Origin of the sequence: Brucella pseudintermedia, assembly GCF_008932435.1 — a bacterium.
Classification (GTDB): Bacteria; Pseudomonadota; Alphaproteobacteria; order Rhizobiales; family Rhizobiaceae; genus Brucella; species Brucella pseudintermedia.
This window is the reverse complement of sequence record NZ_WBWE01000002.1, coordinates 218,621-234,145: the sequence shown is the minus strand read 5'-3', so window position 1 is coordinate 234,145 and position 15,525 is coordinate 218,621. Positions and strand designations below refer to the sequence as shown.

Here is a 15,525-nt window from a genome sequence, read left to right as displayed (position 1 = left end):
ATTGGAACCAATTTCCCATCCTTCCATTCGGCTTATAGCGGCGAACCTTAACGCCGCTCAAACCAACAGGAGGATTTGATCCATGAAACAGGTCAACCCGACTGAAGCAAGGCAAGGGCGCGAAGGCAAGCCCATTCTCATGGTTTTGCTGGTTAGCATCGTGGCGGCGCTCGCCGTCTGGATCTTGGTTGAAATCTATGGGGCTGCCATTTCTCCCGACCAGAACACGCCTAATGGCGAGAATTCCCTGCCGCCGGCCGCGACAGAAACGGTTCCTCCGGCTTCGGCGGAATGAGCCGCAAGCCAATGATCATAGCGGAACCAAACTCTGCCATGCCCGTTATCGGGCATGGATCAATTCTGGGCTGAATTCACGCACGACAATGCAATCAGTTTGCCGGTGGTTCTGGCGCGGATGTTGCTGGCAACGCTGCTCGGCTCCATCATCGGTCTCGAACGTGAATGGCGCAGGCGCCCCGCCGGGCTAAAGACCCATATGCTGGTCTGTCTCGCCTCAGCCACCTTCACGATTGTGTCGCTGGAACTGGTCAATGTGCCTGTGTTCGACGATCAAAATATACGGATGGACCCTTCGCGGCTGGTGGAAGCAATCACGAGTGGCGTGGCCTTTCTGGCGGCTGGCTTCATCATTTTCGCGCGCGGAAAAATAATGGGTATCACGACCGGCGCGGGCATGTGGCTTGCTGCCGCAGTCGGTCTCGCCAGCGGTCTCGGCCTCTGGCATATCGCAATCATGGCCACATTTATCGCCGTCGCGGTTCTGGTCGTAGTGGGAAAGATGGAAAACTCGGTCGGCCCGGACAACAGCAAGGTTGGAAACAAAAACGAGGACCAGTCCTCCTGAGCGGCCGTCGCAGCGGTGGCATGGCTTATTGCTGAAAACGGGATCATTCCGTGCCGAATGATCCCGAACTGGTTCAGCTTCGCAGAATTTCGCGATCAGTTGCTTGCGGCTTCGAAGCCTTCAACCACTTTCTCGACGATTTCGTCTTTTTTCCTGTCGAAAAGATCACGATGACCGGCATGTGCAACCCAAGTGATGGAAACGTCCATCCCCAATGCCTTGACCCGCTCGGCATAATCCTGCGTATCGCTTGGCGGAACAATGGTATCCTCGAGCCCCTGGAAAATCGAAACAGGCGCGTCGATTCTTGCGGAACCGGCATTGTTGCGTTTCAGGGCTTCAACCCAATCCTTATGATCCGTAATATTATCGGTGACCGCAGGGTCCTGGCTTTGCGCCAGTGCGCCCAGCACACCCACCACGCAGGTTGACTGCGCGGCCTCGAGAAGTTTGTGGCCTTCGGCGGCAAAAAGAGTTTTGTCGAGATTGTAGGCGTCGATGTAGCTTTGCCCGACAAGCAGCGTGTAGGGCACCTTGGCCTTGAAGAAGGCATTTATCGTCGCGTCAGGCCTGAGAACAGTCGAAGCAGGAGCCAGGGCTACGAGCGAGCGAATTTTATTCTCAGGGGCGTAAGTTGCGGCGATTTCGCCTGCAAACAGCGCGGCGGCTCCGCCTTGGGACCAGCCGACCAGCGAAACGTCTTTGCCGATATTCGCTTCACTGATGGAGCGCGCCGCACGCAGCATATTATGTACGTCACGCGCCGAATCCACGCCCGCGAGATAACGGTGAACGGCGTCGGAACCAAGCCCGGCATAATCCGGCGCGACAATCGCATATCCCCTTGCAAGCCAGTCCTGAAGAAATGGAATGCCGATGTCGATGGCATACTCGCCGCGTTGCACGAATTCCTGAACCGGATTTGGCGCAAGCGATGGAGCGCAGCCACGCGCCGCCCCTGTTGTGCCATGCAGCCAGGACACCACCGGATAGGGTGTGGCGCCGTCTGTCTGCTTCGGCGCGATGACCAGACCGCTTGCCGGAACGTGCGTTCCATCCCAGCGCTCCGAAACGTAGAGCACGCGCCAGGCCGATGCGCCAGCGGGAGCCTCTAGCGGTTCCTGACGAATAATGCTGCCAACCGGTAAAGAGGAGAAATTTTCCGGCGTTTCATAAAACGCCGTTACAGGAAATGGCGGCACTTTCGCCAGCGAGAGATCGAAACCTTCCAGTTTTTGCGCCGCAGCTAAATTAGAATATGAAAATGCCACTGCGGATGCAAGAAGTACAGCATATCTGGTCTTCATTTATTAATTTCCCATTTGCTAATATTTTGTTTAATATTGTTTTATTCAAATTTAGTAGCAGCTTATCTTTTTTTAGGCAATTGCCATATTCATAATAAAACAATAAAGCGGTCCCGGTATATTCGGGGCCGCTTTTTCTCTTCGTTTATTTATTTCCCAATCTTATGGGAGAGGGGCCGGATAGAAGATCAAGTCCCGGCAAGTGCCTCGGCGATGCTGTCCTTCAAGGCGAGGCGCTGCTTGCGCAGATTCGTTTCTTCCTCCTGGCTTACGGGAGCGATCTTTGTTTCCGCCCGGTGGATGCGATCGTTCACTGAATCATATTCTTCCAGAATGCGGGCAAAACGGGAATCCTTTGCCTTCAGGGCATGGATGGCTTCGAGTTGGCCGGGAAACTCTTCACCGAGCGTGTGGGGGGTATTCGACATTCCAAGGCTCCTTCCTTTGGGTTGAAAAGAGCTTCGCAAGCCCGCGAGCGGGCGGCATTGATCGCAATCAAGTTGGGTGGAAGGGAACATGTCGAAACTGCATGGCTGTCATGCAAATGTTGGTCTTCTAAGTCACGGGACTTATCACCATTTCATGGGTGCGGACCGATGAAGTGTCCGTGATGGAGAGAAAAATGTTTACCCGCTTCAATAATCGTTTCGGTCGTGCATTCGCGCAATTCGGCAGCGCCGTTCGTGCTTCTGCGGCTGTGCGCGCTGGTCAGAAGCCTGCTGCCCATGACCTTGAGACGCTTGGCATCGACGTCGATCAGTTCCGTCGCATTCAGGGTTGAACGGCCAAGTAAGCGTAAGTGTATATGAGTAAAAAAAGCCCGGCTTTGCCGGGCTTTTGTCGTTTAATCCTCATCGGTTGCCATCTGGCTCAGCAATTCACCCTTGCCGCGCTGGCGCATGATCATTGGCACGACCACGGCGGCAATCGCCAGCGCGATCAGCACAATCGATACCCAGGAATGCACCAGCGCCATCGGGTTGCCCTGGCTGATCTGCAAGGCCTGACGCAGGCTCTTTTCTGCCATCGGTCCGAGGATGAGGCCAACCACCACCGGTGCGATGGGGTAATGGAAGCGCCGCAACACATAACCCAGCACGCCGAATGCCAGAAGCAGGCCAAGCTCGAATGAAACCGGCAGGCCGAACAGCATGGAGGTGGAGGCATTCGCTCCGATTGTTCCAAGCGTGGCGAAAACCAGAATGCCCGCATAGAGCCAGTGGCGTGGGATAGTGAGCATCTTCACCCACAGGCCGATGAGGGGCAGGTTCAAGACCAGCAGCATCAGATTGGCGACGAGAAGGCTCGCCACCAGGCCCCAAACCAATGTGGCATTGGTCACGAACAGGAGCGGGCCGGGCTGCAGGCCGAATTGCTGGAAACCGGCAAGCATGATAGCCGCAGTCGCGGTTGTCGGCAGGCCGAGCGTCAGGAGCGGCACGAGCGTACCGGCAGCCGAGGCGTTGTTGGCCGCTTCCGGTCCCGCAACGCCTTCGATGGCGCCTTTGCCGAATTCTTCGGGATGTTTCGAGAATTGCCGTTCCGCCGAATAGGAAAGGAAGCTCGACACATCTGCACCGCCCGCTGGCATGGCTCCAATCGGAAAGCCGATGGCGGTGCCGCGCAGCCACGGCATCCACGAGCGTTTCCAGTCGTTCTTCGTCATCCAGACGGAACCCTTGACGGCGATGACTTCATCTTCTGGCCGAAGTTTTTTCGATACGACAGCCAGCGTTTCCCCAATGGCGAAAAGCGCGACGGCGAGCGTTGTGACATTGATGCCATCGAGCAGGTTCGGGGTTCCCATGACGAGACGCGCCTGACCGGTCAACTGGTCGATGCCGATCAGTCCGAGCGCAAGGCCGATGAAGAGGGAGGTCAGTCCGCGGAGCGTGGAATCGCCGAAGGCCGCTGAAACCGTCATGAAGGCGAGCAGCATGAGCGCGAAATATTCGGACGGTCCGAAGGACAGGGCGAATTTCACGACCCACGGCGCGACGAAAGCGAGCGCCAGCGTGGCGATCAGACCCGCAATGAACGAGCCTATGGCTGCGGTTGCAAGTGCGGGGCCGCCGCGTCCGGCGCGTGCCATCTTGTTACCCTCCAATGCGGTAACGATGGAGGCACTTTCGCCCGGGGTGTTGAGCAGGATCGACGTGGTCGAGCCGCCATACATGCCGCCGTAATAAATGCCCGCGAACATGATGAGCGAGCCGGAAGGGTCGAGCTTATAGGTGACGGGCAGGAGCAGCGCGACCGTGAGTGCCGGGCCGATACCGGGCAGCACGCCGACGGCTGTGCCAAGCGTGACGCCAATCAGCGCATAAAGAAGGTTCGACGGTTCAAGCGCCACCAGAAGTCCGTTGGCGAGAAGTGCGACAGTATCCATGAAAGCGCTCCGTCGCTAAACGAATTGTTCGAGCCAGCCGGACGGCAACGATAGCTGCAGGCCGCGCGCAAAGATGAACCAGATCACGAAAGCGAAGACGATGCCCACGGGAACGCTGATCCAGAATTTGCGATAGCCGAAGCCACGTGCGGTTGCTGCGAAAAGCAGGCCGGTGGACAGGGAAAAGCCGATGGTCTTCATTGTCAGCATCTGGACGGCAAGACCGCCGATGATCCAGGCCATCGGGGCGATTTCCTGATGCTCACGTTCGGGAAAATCGCCGCGAAGCGCTTCGAACACGGTCCAGATCGCAAGGCCGAACAATCCGGCTGCAATGACATAGGGAACGGTTTTCGGGCCGACCGGCGAATAGCTCGTCACGTCGTTTCCATAGGTTGTCGACCAGGCGATGGCGATGGCGACAGCTGCAAGAACAAGGGCGATGACAAGAGCGGCGAAATCTGGCGCCGCCCTTTCGGGGCGGCGCTCTTCGTGCTGGTTCGATCCTGTCATTTGACGAGGCCGATTTCCTTGAGGATGGTCTCAGTCGCCGCGACGTCCTTGGCAAGCTGTTCCTTGAACGCCGGACCGGCGAGATAAGTATCCGCCCAGCCCTTGTCCTTGAGTGCCTTCTGCCAGGATTCCGACTTCACCATCTTCTCGATATCGGCATTGATGGCGGCTTCCTGTTCAGCAGTGATGCCGGGAGCGGCACCCACCATGCGCCAGTTCTGGATCGAAACGTCCACGCCGCCTTCCTTGAAGGTCGGTGCGTCGATGCCTTCGACGCGCTCGTCGCTGGAAATGCCGATGATGCGCAGCGTACCTGCCTTGATCTGGGCTTCGAATTCACCGTAGCCCGAAATGCCGACCGTTACCTGATTGCCGAGAATGGCCGCAAGCGCCTCGCCGCCGCCGGAGAAAGCGATGTAGTTGACCTTGGTGGGGTCGACGCCCGCCGCCTTGGCAAAGAGGCCAGCCGTGATGTGATCGGTGCCGCCGGCAGAGCCGCCGCCCCACGAAACCGAGCCCGGATCGGCTTTCAGCTTCGCGGCAAGATCGCCAAGGTTCTGGATCTCGGAGGAAGCAGGAACGACGATAGCTTCGTATTCGCCGGTAAGGCGCGCGATCGGCGTGATCTGTTCCAGCGTAACCGGCGATTTGTTGGTCAGGATCGCGCCAACCATGACATATCCGCCGACGATCAGCTGGCTGGGATCGCCTTTGTTCTGGTTCACGAACTGCGCAAGGCCAATGGTGCCGCCCGCGCCGGGAACGTTGATGACCTGCACGCTGCCGGAAATTTTTTCGTCCTGAAGTGCGCTCTGCATCGTGCGCGCCGTCTGGTCCCAGCCGCCGCCCGGAGCAGCAGGCGCAAGCACCTTGTAGTCTTCTGCGGAAGCAGAGCCTGCCATAGCCAACGCCGCCACCGACGTCAGGGCCAGAATAAATCTACGCATATGTCCTCCCAAATGGAATATAAGCCGCCCTTCGGCGGACCTCCCCAAGTCCCGCTCTCCTAGCGGGAGCAAACTAAATGGAGATTAGCGAAAACAAATTCAATAGGCCAGCAGATGCGATAATAAATTGGCTGCAGTTTTATGGGAAACGCTTTCGGAATTCTTGAAAACCGCACGCCGGAAATAGGCGTCGAGACCTGCTTGACGGCGAGCGCGGGCCGACGTAATAGTATAACGACGGTTCCCCGACCGAGAGCGAAGGGGATTAATAGGGAACACGGTGAGGACGACCCGAAAAGGGGCCAAGACCGTGGCTGCCCCCGCAACTGTAAGCGGATTGCCGTTCATCCTCGTGGCGTTGAAAGCGTCATGCCACTGCGCCGGAGAAGCGCGGGAAGGCAGATGAACAGCAGATATTCGTGAGCCAGGAGACCTGCCGTCTAGTGTTGTCCATTGTCACGGGCGGGGATGCCCGGAGCAGGAGCCGGTTATGACAGATTTCGGCGTCGCAGGACGCTTCTTCCCATCATCATCGCATGTTTTCGACATGTCCCCGGATATGCCTGTCCGTCTTCCGCGCCGGATTTTTTCCGCCGCCTGACTGGGCTCGTTTCTCATATCATTTTCGGGGATTCCTATGAAAACTTTCGGCAATATGCCGTTTCGTGCCGCCCTATGCGCGGTCGCATTTCTGGCAGGCGGTCTGGCTGCGCAGGCAACAGAAACGCAATATCCGCTGACGCTGAAAAACTGCGGCCGTGACGTCACCTTCAAGCAGGCGCCAAGCCGCGCCGTCGCGGTTGGCCAGAGCAGCGCGGAAATTCTCTATAGCCTCGGTCTGGGCGACAAGGTAGTCGGCACCGCTGTCTGGTTCGGCCCTGTTCTCGAGGGCTTCGAGGAGGTCAATGCCAGAGTAAAGCGGCTCGCCGATAACGATCCGAGTTTTGAAAGCGTTCTGGCGGAAAAGCCGGAAATCGTGACGGCGGATTTTCAATGGCATGTCGGCCCCACCGGTATTGTGGCGAAGCCCGAACAGTTCGAGGAACTGGGTATTGCGGCCTATACGTCGCCGTCCGATTGTGTTGGCAAGGATAATTCCGGCGGCGGCGACGGCGTTCGCACGGCAGCATTCAGGATGGACATTGTCTATCAGGAAATCACCGAACTGGCGGAAATCTTCAATGTGCAGGATCGCGGCCAGAAACTCGTCGCCGACTTGAAAGCCCGCGAGGTAGCGGCTCGCAAGAAGATTGCTTCCGCTGATGGAAAACTGTCGGCTGTCGTCTGGTTTTCCAGCGCGCAGGTCGATGCTGACCCTTACGTCGCGGGCAAGTTCGGCGCACCCGCCTATATTCTTTCGGCGCTCGGCATCAGAAATGTGATCGACAGCGAAGAAGAGTGGCCGACGGTCGGTTGGGAAACGATTGCAAAGTCCGCTCCGTCGATGATCGTGGCTGCAAAGCTGGATCGCCGTCGCTATCCGGCTGACGATATTGCCGTCAAGCACCAGTTCCTTGACAGCGATGCGGTCACGAAGCTGATGCCTGCGGTGAAGGACAAGCATGTCTTCGATATGGACGCGCAATCGATGAGTACTTCGCTTCGCGTGATCGAAGGCATCGAAACGCTTGCCGCCGATATTGCAAACTCGGATTTGAACAAGTGACGGCGCGGGCCGCGACCGCGGGCTTCAGGCAAAAGGGAAGGACACGCTCCGGCGTGTTCTTTCTGGCCTTTTCTCTTGTCCTCCTGCTTCTTGCCCTTTGGCTCGGTGCCGCGATAGGCGAAACGGCGATACCGCTCGAAGTGGTTGCGAAAACCGTGGCCAACCGGGTGTGGAACGCCGGATATGCGCTTGAGCCTATCGATGAAGGGATCGTCTGGAGCTATCGCCTCAGCCGTGCCGTCATCGCCGCATGTTGCGGCGCTTCGCTCGCAATATCCGGCGTCATCCTGCAGTCGCTGCTGCGAAATTCGCTTGCCGATCCTTATATTCTGGGCATTTCGGCTGGCGCTTCGACGGGCGCCGTCGGCGTCGCCATTCTCGGCATCGGGGCAGGCGTACTGACGCTTTCGCTCGGCGCATTCATCGGGGCGATTATTGCTTTCGGCCTCGTGTCTCTGCTGGCACTACGGGCGGGGCGGGGCAGCGGCGCGATCATCCTTGCAGGCATTGCCGGTTCGCAGCTTTTCAACGCGCTGACCTCGTTCATTGTCACCAAGGCGGCAAATGCCGAACAGGCGCGCGGCATCATGTTCTGGCTTTTAGGCAATCTTTCCGGCGTGCGCTGGCCAGACGTCACACTTGCTCTGCCTGCCTGTTTGATCGGCCTTGCCATCTGCCTGTGGCATGCGCACGCGCTGGATGCCTTTACCTTCGGAACGGAATCCGCAGCTTCGCTCGGCATCCCAGTGCGTCGCGTCTATGCTGTGCTGATCGGCGTCAGCGCCATGATGACGGCGGTCATGGTTTCCATCGTCGGCTCGGTCGGCTTTATCGGTCTCGTCATCCCTCATGCAGCGCGAATGGTGGCTGGCGTGCGGCACGGCAGGCTTCTTCCTGCGGCGGCCCTGATAGGTGCAATCTTCATGATCGTCGCCGATATCCTGTCGCGCGTCATTATTCCGGGGCAGGTTCTTCCGATCGGCGTCATCACCGCGCTATTCGGTGCGCCCGCCTTCGCCCTGTTGCTCGGACAAAGGAGGGCTGCGTCATGATTCTCTCAGCCCACAATGTCGGCTGGTCCGCAGGCAATGTCGAGATTTTGCGCAATGTTTCGCTGGACGTGGCGGAAGGAGAATTTCTTGGCATCATCGGGCCGAATGGGTCGGGAAAGACCAGTTTCCTGTCGTTGCTATCCGGCGTGCGCCGGTGCCGCGTCGGCGAAGTGAACCTTTGCGGCGCGCCCATCGGCAGTTTCAGCCGTCGCGAGATCGCGCGCCAACTGGCGCTGGTCGAGCAGCAGGCGGGCACCACGGAACGCATCACGGCGCGTCAGGCGGTTGAACTGGGGCGGACGCCTTACCTGGGCGCGCTGTCGCCGTGGTCGGCGGAAGACGAGGCAATTGTTGGTCAGGCATTGGCCAATGTCGACATGGCTCATCTGGCCGATCGTTACTGGCACACGCTGTCGGGCGGGGAGCGGCAGCGTCTGCACATCGCCCGCGCACTGGCGCAGGAGCCGCGGATTTTGCTTCTGGACGAGCCGACGAACCATCTCGATATCGGGCATCAGATCGGACTGCTCGATCTTGTCAGCCGACAGAAGTTGACGGTCGTTGCTGCCATGCACGACCTGAACCACGCCGCGATGTTCTGCGACCGCATCGCGGTCATGGACAAGGGAAATCTCGTCGCATTGGGCACGCCGCGCGAGGTGTTGCGGGCAGAGCGCATCGCTCAGGTCTTCGGTGTCGAAGTTGACATCGAGCACACCGGCATCGATGGCTGCCATATCCGTTATCGGGCGCCGGCCCGGTGTTCTCCGGAACTCCGATATTCAGCCTGATCGCTGGCGGGACAGTCGTCGCCCGCCAATATTGCGCTTCGTGCAGGTTTCCTAATAAATATGGTAATAAATAGGATTATAAAACAGTAATAACTAATGTAGATAATATTAAATTATAGCTAACATCATGAAAAGTTGCACTTTTTATTCAGTTTAATCACAGTAATTTGACCTGTTTTTGTTGACGAACTGTTTCCATTGCGTTGACGATGAGGGTATAAGGCTTTCAGCGCATCAGGAAATGTACTCGTATGCACGGCCTCGGCCTGCCTGCAGAGTGCATGGCAGAAGGACAGAAGAGATCATACTTTGATTTGTTCCGTCATTCACGGTCCTGATATGCGGGTCGTTCCGGCCTTCGGGCGGAAAGATCCGTTTTTGATCAAGAATCATTATTGGTGCGCCCACATCGTGGGGTGCGGCAAATACTATATTTCAATAAATTACTTTATTTATAAAGAGCGGCGGCTTTCCGTTTTGGAAAGCCGCCGTTATTTTATTTTATCACGGATATTGGGCACCGGTGACGGTGAGATAGACCGCATAGAGGGACTTCGTGGCGGCGATGAAAAGCCGGTTGCGGCGCGGACCGCCGAAAGTCACGTTGGCGACCGTCTGCGGGGTCCTGATCTTGCCGAGCAGCGTGCCTTCCGGGGAGAAACAGTGCACGCCATCGCCGGCGCTGGTCCACAGATTGCCGCCCGTATCGAAACGGAAACCGTCCGGCAAGCCATTATCGATGGTGCAGAACACCGCGCCGCCGGTGACGCGTTTGCCACCGTCCACAATGTCGAAGACGCGGATATGGCGCGGGGCTTTCTCGTCATGGCTATAGGCGCTATCGGCGACATAGAGCCGGGTTTCGTCAGGCGAGAAGGCGAGGCCGTTCGGCTGGTGAAAATCGGTGACGACTGCATCAAGCTCGCCGGTTGCCGGGTCAAGGCGATAGACATTGCGCGTCGGCTGTTCCGGGTCGGCCTTGTAGCCCTCATAGTCCGCCATGATGCCGTAGGTCGGATCGGTGAACCAGACGGTTCCGTCCGAGCGCACGATCACGTCATTGGGTGCGTTCAGCCTCTTGCCTCGGTAGCTGTCGGCGAGCACAGTGATGCTGCCATCCGGTTCTGTGCGAGTGACGCGGCGACCGCCGTGCTCACAGGTAACGAGGCGCCCTTCACGGTCGCGAGTGTTGCCATTCGCGAAATTGGAGGGCTGGCGAAAGACGGACACGCCGCCTTCAGGCACCCAGCGCAGAATGCGCTGGTTGGGGATGTCGCTCCACAAAAGGCAGTTCTGGTCACCGAACCACACCGGACCTTCCGCCCAGCGACAGCCGCTATAAAGCTCGTCCAGGTCGGCGCTCGGCACGATCATCTGCTTGAAGCGTTCGTCGTGGATTTCGTAAATCGAAACAGTCTGTAGCAAGGAAAATTACTCCGGAAAATCAGCGTTCGGCCCCGCGGCCGCTGGCAAGGATAATCACCGCAATGATCGTAAGCCCGGTCAGCACAAGGCGGACACCGGCGCCGAAACCATAGGTATTGAGCATCGAGACGATGAGGAACATGAAGAGGGCGGCTCCCCAGATGCCGGGGATATTGGAATCGCCGCCAGCAACCGCGGTGCCGCCGATGATGACGACAGCGATCGACATCAACAGATACTCCGCACCCATGTTCAGCGCCGCGCCGCCCGAGAAACAGGCGAGCAGGAAGCCGCAGAGCGAAGCCAGCACCGCGCAAAGCAGATAGGTGACGAAGCGTGTGCCGTCGACGGGTACGCCTGCCATGCGTGCGGCAAACGGATTTTGACCGATCGCCGAAATCCAGCGACCATAAATGCTCCTTTTCAAAAGCACCCAGCCAATGACCGACAGGAACAGCGCCACAATGGCGACATTGGGAATGCCGAGCGTGGAGGATGTGGCGAACTGCGCCAGGCTTTCCGGCGGTTTCACGCGCAGGCCGCGATTGCTCCAGATGGCGGTGGACTGGATCAGGAAGCTCATCGACAGTGTGGCGATGATGGGAGGGATACGCAGAAGCTTGATCAGCGCATAATTGCAGATGCCGATGGCAAGCCCGATCAGCAGCGCCACGGCAAGCCCGGCGAGGATCATGCCGTCCTGCGTATCCATCAATTTCAGCGCCAGCGTTGCGGCGAGCGTCATGTTGGCAGGCACAGACAGATCGATATTGCCGGGACCAAGCGTGATGACGAACATCTGTCCCAGCCCGACGATTACCGAGAAGGATGCGAAGGTAAAGGCTGCGTGGGACAGCCCGTGTGCGCCTGCGCCTCCGGTAAAAATAATGGTGATGATCCACACCGCAGCGGTCGCAATAAACGACCATATCCACGGACGTCTGGTGAGAATGGCGAGGCCGTTCATTGCTTTTTCTCCCTCTTTTCGAGGCGGTTGAGGAAGAGGCGCAAGGCCAGCACCACGATAAGAATGCCGCCCTGCGCGCCAATCTGCCAGTCCGGCGAAATGCGCATGAAGGAGAGGAACGAACCTGCAAGGGTCAGCGTTAGCGCGCCTATGACAGCACCAATGGGCGAGACGCGCCCGCCGACGAACTCACCGCCGCCGAGAATAACGCCTGCGATGGACAGAAGTGTATAACGTAACGCGATATTGGCATCGGCCGATGTGGTGAGGCCGACCAGTGCAATTCCTGCCAACACCGCGAAAAAGGCAGCCAGTGCATAGGTTCCGGCGCGGATCATGGTGACAGACCAGCCCGCGCGCTCAATGGAGCGGGTGTTGCCGCCCGCGCCGCGCATCAGCACACCGAAGGTGGAGCGCATCACGATGAAATGCGTGACGAGCGCAATCAGAATGCTGGCGACAATGGCCATCGGCATGAGTGGAGGCTTGGCGGTCATGATCCAGCGCGCCCAGTCGGGAGCCTGTCCGCCGGGCGAGGGCAACAGGAGCACCGCGAACCCGCCCCAGACAAAGCTCATGCCCAGCGTGACCACGATGGAAGGCAGGTTGCGCAGATGGATCAGCGCGCCAAGCGCGGCATAAGCCGCGATAGCCGCGACAAGAATCAGCACGCCGATGACGGGAGTGGTGTTGAGGTAGGTCGCGGCAACGCAGACCACGAAACTCACAAAGGTTCCCATCGAAAGATCGAGGTCGTTGACGGCCATGATCAGCATCTGGGCGATGGTTGCCAGTGCGATGGGAACAGCCAGATTGAACAGCAGATTCAGCCCGGTATAGCTCATGGCCCGGGGCTGCATGTAGAAGACGGCGGCCAGAAGCAGGACCAGCGAGAACACCGGCGTCAGCAGGCGGATAGTGGAAGAGGAGAGGCGCATTATTCGTGCCCTCCCTCGAATGATGCGGCAAGCACGTTCTTTTCCGTAATGTCTTCGCCGGTCAGTTCCGCAACGATAGCGCCGTCGCGGAAAACATAGACCCGGTCGCAAAGTTCGATTTCGTCCATTTCAGTGGAATACCAGACGAAGGTGCGTCCGTTTTCCGCCTCATGGCGCAGGATTTCATAGACTTCCTGCTTGGTGCCGACATCGACGCCACGCATCGGGTCATCCATGAGGATCGCATGGGCGCTGGTTGCCAGAGCGCGGGCGAAAAGCACTTTCTGCTGATTGCCGCCCGACAGCGAGAGGATGCGGTTGCCCATATCCGGCGTTTTTATCTGGATGCGCTCCTTCCATTCTCCGCCGAGCGCGTCTTCCCGTGTCCGGTCGACGAGCTTGAGCGACGATAGCCGGTCGAGCGAACTGACCGTAAGATTGTGCAGGATGCTCCACAGCGGGAATGTGCCGTTCAGGCTGCGGTCACCAGCCACGAAAGCGATTTCGCAATTGCGGGCCGGAACCCAGTTTGGCCGCCGGGCATAGTAAAGATCGAGCAGCATTCTGGTCTGCCCGTGTCCGGCCAGCCCGGCGAGGCCGATGACTTCCCCCTTGAAAGCCTGAAACGGCTTTATGTCGGCGGCGCGCTTTGCGAAAGACAGAACGGGTGAGCCGGTCGCGTCGGTCTGTGCGATGCGGCGCGCCGCCCTTTCGCGCTCCACGCTGCCCATGGCTTCAACGAGGCTGCGATTGGTAAATTCGCTCGCCGCGCGATTGGCGACGACCTTACCGTCCTTCATCACGACGATGCGGTCGGAGGTGGAGAGAATTTCGCCCAGCATGTGCGAAATGAGGATGACGGAGCCGCCCGTGCCGACGAAACGGCGCACATAGGCCATCAGCTGCGCGGCAATGCCTGCATCAAGCGATGAGGTCGGCTCATCGAGAATGACCAGTTTCGGCGCCGTTCCTGGCGCGGTAAAGTTGATGGCGATTTCCACCATCTGCCGCTCGGCAATCGACAGCTCGTCAAGGGTCGCGCCGCTGTCGATCCTATGTCCAGGGAAAATCTCGTCGAGCTTCGCAGAAATCAACCCGACGGCCTTGCCGCGCCAGTTCGCGCCTTCAAGGTCGCGCTGCATGATGCGGACATTTTCGGCAATCGTCAGGTTCGGGAACAGCGACAGTTCCTGAAACACGCAGCGCACGCCGTGCTTGCGCGCCATTGCCACGCCATGTCCCGCTTCGCCGTGATAGGATACGTTGCCCTCATGCGGCGACAGCCCGCCATTGATGACATTGACGATGGTGGATTTGCCCGCGCCATTGTGCCCGACGAGCCCGACACACTCACCTTCACGGATCACGAGTTCGGCGCCATCCAGTGCCTTCACAGCACCGAACTGCACGCGAATATTGCGCGCGGCGACGACCTCCCGTTTCTCTGCTGTTTCTGTCATATGTTCAACTGACTGCTCGAAAGGCTGAATAAGGTGACGGAAAGGGGCGGGAACGAAGCCCGCCCCAATCGTCCAATGACGCAAGGACGCGGCTTATTTCGCGGCGTCGATGACCTTCTGCGCGTCTTCAAGCGAATATTCGACATTCGCGACGCCACCCTTCTGGGTGTTGGCTAGGTCCTTTTCGAGCGATTCCTGGCTGACGCTGAGGAACGGAACGACGAGGTCCTTCTTCACCTCCTTGCCGTCAAGGATCTGCTGGGCAACCCAGAAAGCAAGCGTGGATACGCCGGGTGCAATCGAAACCGACATGGTTTCATACCCGTTGGCGTCCTTTTGGCTCTTCCACCACTGCAATTCATCTTCACGGTTGCCCATGATGATGATCGGCGTTTCGCGCTTGGCAGCGGCGAAAGCCTGCGCGGCGCCGTAACCGTCACCGCCTTGCGTCACCACCGCATCCACTTTCGGCAGGCTTGGGAGAATGCCCGCGACGGCACGCTGTGCCACGTCTGCGGCCCAGTCACCATTGACGGAACCGACGATCTTGAATTTCGGATGCTTCTTCACGCCTTCTTCGATGCCTGCATGGATGTTGTCATCGACGGAAACACCGGCAAGGCCACGAATTTCGAGCAGGTTGCCGCCATCCGGGAGGCGCTTGGCAAGATAGTCGATCTGGCTTTCACCCATCGCCTTGAAATCGACCGCGATGCGCCATGCACAAGGCTCGGTCACGATGCCGTCGAAGGAAACGACCGTAATGCCCGCGTCGCAGGCTTCCTTGATTGCGCCGTTCAACGCGGTCGGCGAGGCGGCATTGATGACGATGGCGTCATAGCCTTGCAGGATCATGTTCTGAATCTGCGCGGCCTGTTCGGTCGCCTGGTTTTCAGCCGTCGTGAACGGATCAGCAGCAGCAACAACGCCAGCCTTCACGGCTTCCTTTGTAATCTTGTCCCAGCTTTCCAGCATGGCCTGACGCCACGAATTGCCCGCATAATTGTTCGAGAATGCAATCTTCTTCGATGATGTGTCAGCCGATGCGCCGCCTGCGGCCAGAACACCTGCCAGTGCTGCGGATGCGAAAAGGATTTTTGCGAGTTTCATTCATTCCTCCCAGTTGCCAGTATGCGACCCGCAGCGCCCCGGCACTTCGGATCGTCTGAATTGATTATGGCGCGAGCCTCCCGCACCGCCGCTCC

16 protein-coding genes and 1 riboswitch are annotated in these 15,525 nt (G+C 58.5%); of the genes, 6 read left to right on the top strand and 10 right to left on the bottom strand.

The window, feature by feature from the left end:
• The first annotated feature begins 82 nt into the window (after window positions 1–82).
• A complete protein-coding gene (locus tag F9K78_RS03620; protein WP_121981982.1) occupies window positions 83–295 on the top strand; it encodes a hypothetical protein in 213 nt (70 codons plus the stop codon).
• Window positions 296–349: 54 nt separating this feature from the next.
• Entirely contained in the window at window positions 350–865 is a 516-nt protein-coding gene (locus F9K78_RS03615; protein ID WP_121981981.1) for an MgtC/SapB family protein, read from the top strand.
• 95 nt (window positions 866–960) lie between these two features.
• Here the strand turns inward: F9K78_RS03615 and F9K78_RS03610 are convergent, their stop codons facing one another.
• Both F9K78_RS03610 and F9K78_RS03605 read right to left on the bottom strand, forming a co-directional pair.
• Window positions 961–2,172, bottom strand: coding sequence for an alpha/beta hydrolase family protein (locus tag F9K78_RS03610; protein WP_121981980.1), 1,212 nt, complete (start codon window positions 2,170–2,172; stop codon window positions 961–963).
• Between the two features lie 188 nt (window positions 2,173–2,360).
• The gene (locus F9K78_RS03605; protein WP_121981979.1) at window positions 2,361–2,600 is read right to left on the bottom strand and encodes a YdcH family protein; all 240 of its coding nucleotides are present in this window, start codon (window positions 2,598–2,600) and stop codon (window positions 2,361–2,363) included.
• A gap of 194 nt (window positions 2,601–2,794) precedes the next feature.
• On the opposite strand from F9K78_RS03605, the gene F9K78_RS21825 reads away from it, so the two are divergent.
• Window positions 2,795–2,953 carry a hypothetical protein gene (locus F9K78_RS21825; protein WP_162929768.1) on the top strand — a complete coding sequence of 53 codons (159 nt, stop codon included), beginning with the start codon at window positions 2,795–2,797 and terminating at the stop codon, window positions 2,951–2,953.
• 63 nt (window positions 2,954–3,016) lie between these two features.
• Here F9K78_RS21825 and F9K78_RS03600 read toward each other — a convergent pair whose 3' ends face one another.
• The 3 genes from F9K78_RS03600 to F9K78_RS03590 are packed head-to-tail and all read right to left on the bottom strand — an operon-like array spanning window position 3,017 to window position 6,021.
• Complete coding sequence (locus F9K78_RS03600) at window positions 3,017–4,561, bottom strand: tripartite tricarboxylate transporter permease (protein WP_006469180.1); 1,545 nt, start codon at window positions 4,559–4,561, stop codon at window positions 3,017–3,019.
• A gap of 15 nt (window positions 4,562–4,576) precedes the next feature.
• On the bottom strand, window positions 4,577–5,074 hold the full coding sequence (locus tag F9K78_RS03595; RefSeq protein ID WP_121981978.1) for a tripartite tricarboxylate transporter TctB family protein: 498 nt from the start codon (window positions 5,072–5,074) through the stop codon (window positions 4,577–4,579).
• Window positions 5,071–6,021, bottom strand: a complete 951-nt coding sequence (locus F9K78_RS03590) for a Bug family tripartite tricarboxylate transporter substrate binding protein (RefSeq protein WP_121981977.1) — start codon at window positions 6,019–6,021, stop codon at window positions 5,071–5,073. Before F9K78_RS03590 ends, F9K78_RS03595 begins: the two co-directional genes overlap by 4 nt.
• Window positions 6,022–6,242: 221 nt before the next feature.
• Window positions 6,243–6,476: riboswitch (cobalamin riboswitch) on the top strand.
• A gap of 182 nt (window positions 6,477–6,658) precedes the next feature.
• Between F9K78_RS03590 and F9K78_RS03585 the strand changes: the two genes are divergently transcribed.
• From F9K78_RS03585 to F9K78_RS03575, 3 genes are read left to right on the top strand one after another with little or no spacing between them, the layout of a single operon-like run.
• Window positions 6,659–7,687, top strand: a complete 1,029-nt coding sequence (locus tag F9K78_RS03585) for an ABC transporter substrate-binding protein (RefSeq protein ID WP_121981976.1) — start codon at window positions 6,659–6,661, stop codon at window positions 7,685–7,687.
• Window positions 7,684–8,739 carry a FecCD family ABC transporter permease gene (locus F9K78_RS03580; protein WP_121981975.1) on the top strand — a complete coding sequence of 352 codons (1,056 nt, stop codon included), beginning with the start codon at window positions 7,684–7,686 and terminating at the stop codon, window positions 8,737–8,739. The genes F9K78_RS03585 and F9K78_RS03580 overlap by 4 nt, the downstream gene beginning before the upstream one ends.
• On the top strand, window positions 8,736–9,530 hold the full coding sequence (locus F9K78_RS03575; RefSeq protein WP_121981974.1) for an ABC transporter ATP-binding protein: 795 nt from the start codon (window positions 8,736–8,738) through the stop codon (window positions 9,528–9,530). Before F9K78_RS03580 ends, F9K78_RS03575 begins: the two co-directional genes overlap by 4 nt.
• A 504-nt stretch (window positions 9,531–10,034) precedes the next feature.
• On the opposite strand, the gene F9K78_RS03570 is transcribed toward F9K78_RS03575, so the two are convergent.
• From F9K78_RS03570 to F9K78_RS03550, 5 genes are all read right to left on the bottom strand, one after another.
• Window positions 10,035–10,904 (bottom strand): SMP-30/gluconolactonase/LRE family protein, encoded by an 870-nt coding sequence (locus F9K78_RS03570; RefSeq protein WP_121982047.1) that lies wholly within the window; start codon window positions 10,902–10,904, stop codon window positions 10,035–10,037.
• A 70-nt stretch (window positions 10,905–10,974) separates the two neighbouring features.
• Window positions 10,975–11,922, bottom strand: a complete 948-nt coding sequence (locus F9K78_RS03565; protein WP_121981973.1) for an ABC transporter permease — start codon at window positions 11,920–11,922, stop codon at window positions 10,975–10,977.
• Window positions 11,919–12,860, bottom strand: coding sequence for an ABC transporter permease (locus F9K78_RS03560; RefSeq protein ID WP_121981972.1), 942 nt, complete (start codon window positions 12,858–12,860; stop codon window positions 11,919–11,921). The genes F9K78_RS03565 and F9K78_RS03560 overlap by 4 nt, the downstream gene beginning before the upstream one ends.
• Entirely contained in the window at window positions 12,860–14,320 is a 1,461-nt protein-coding gene (locus tag F9K78_RS03555; RefSeq protein ID WP_121981971.1) for an ATP-binding cassette domain-containing protein, read from the bottom strand. Before F9K78_RS03555 ends, F9K78_RS03560 begins: the two co-directional genes overlap by 1 nt.
• Before the next feature lie 93 nt (window positions 14,321–14,413).
• Window positions 14,414–15,430, bottom strand: coding sequence for an ABC transporter substrate-binding protein (locus F9K78_RS03550; RefSeq protein ID WP_121985271.1), 1,017 nt, complete (start codon window positions 15,428–15,430; stop codon window positions 14,414–14,416).
• Window positions 15,431–15,525 lie beyond the last annotated feature (95 nt).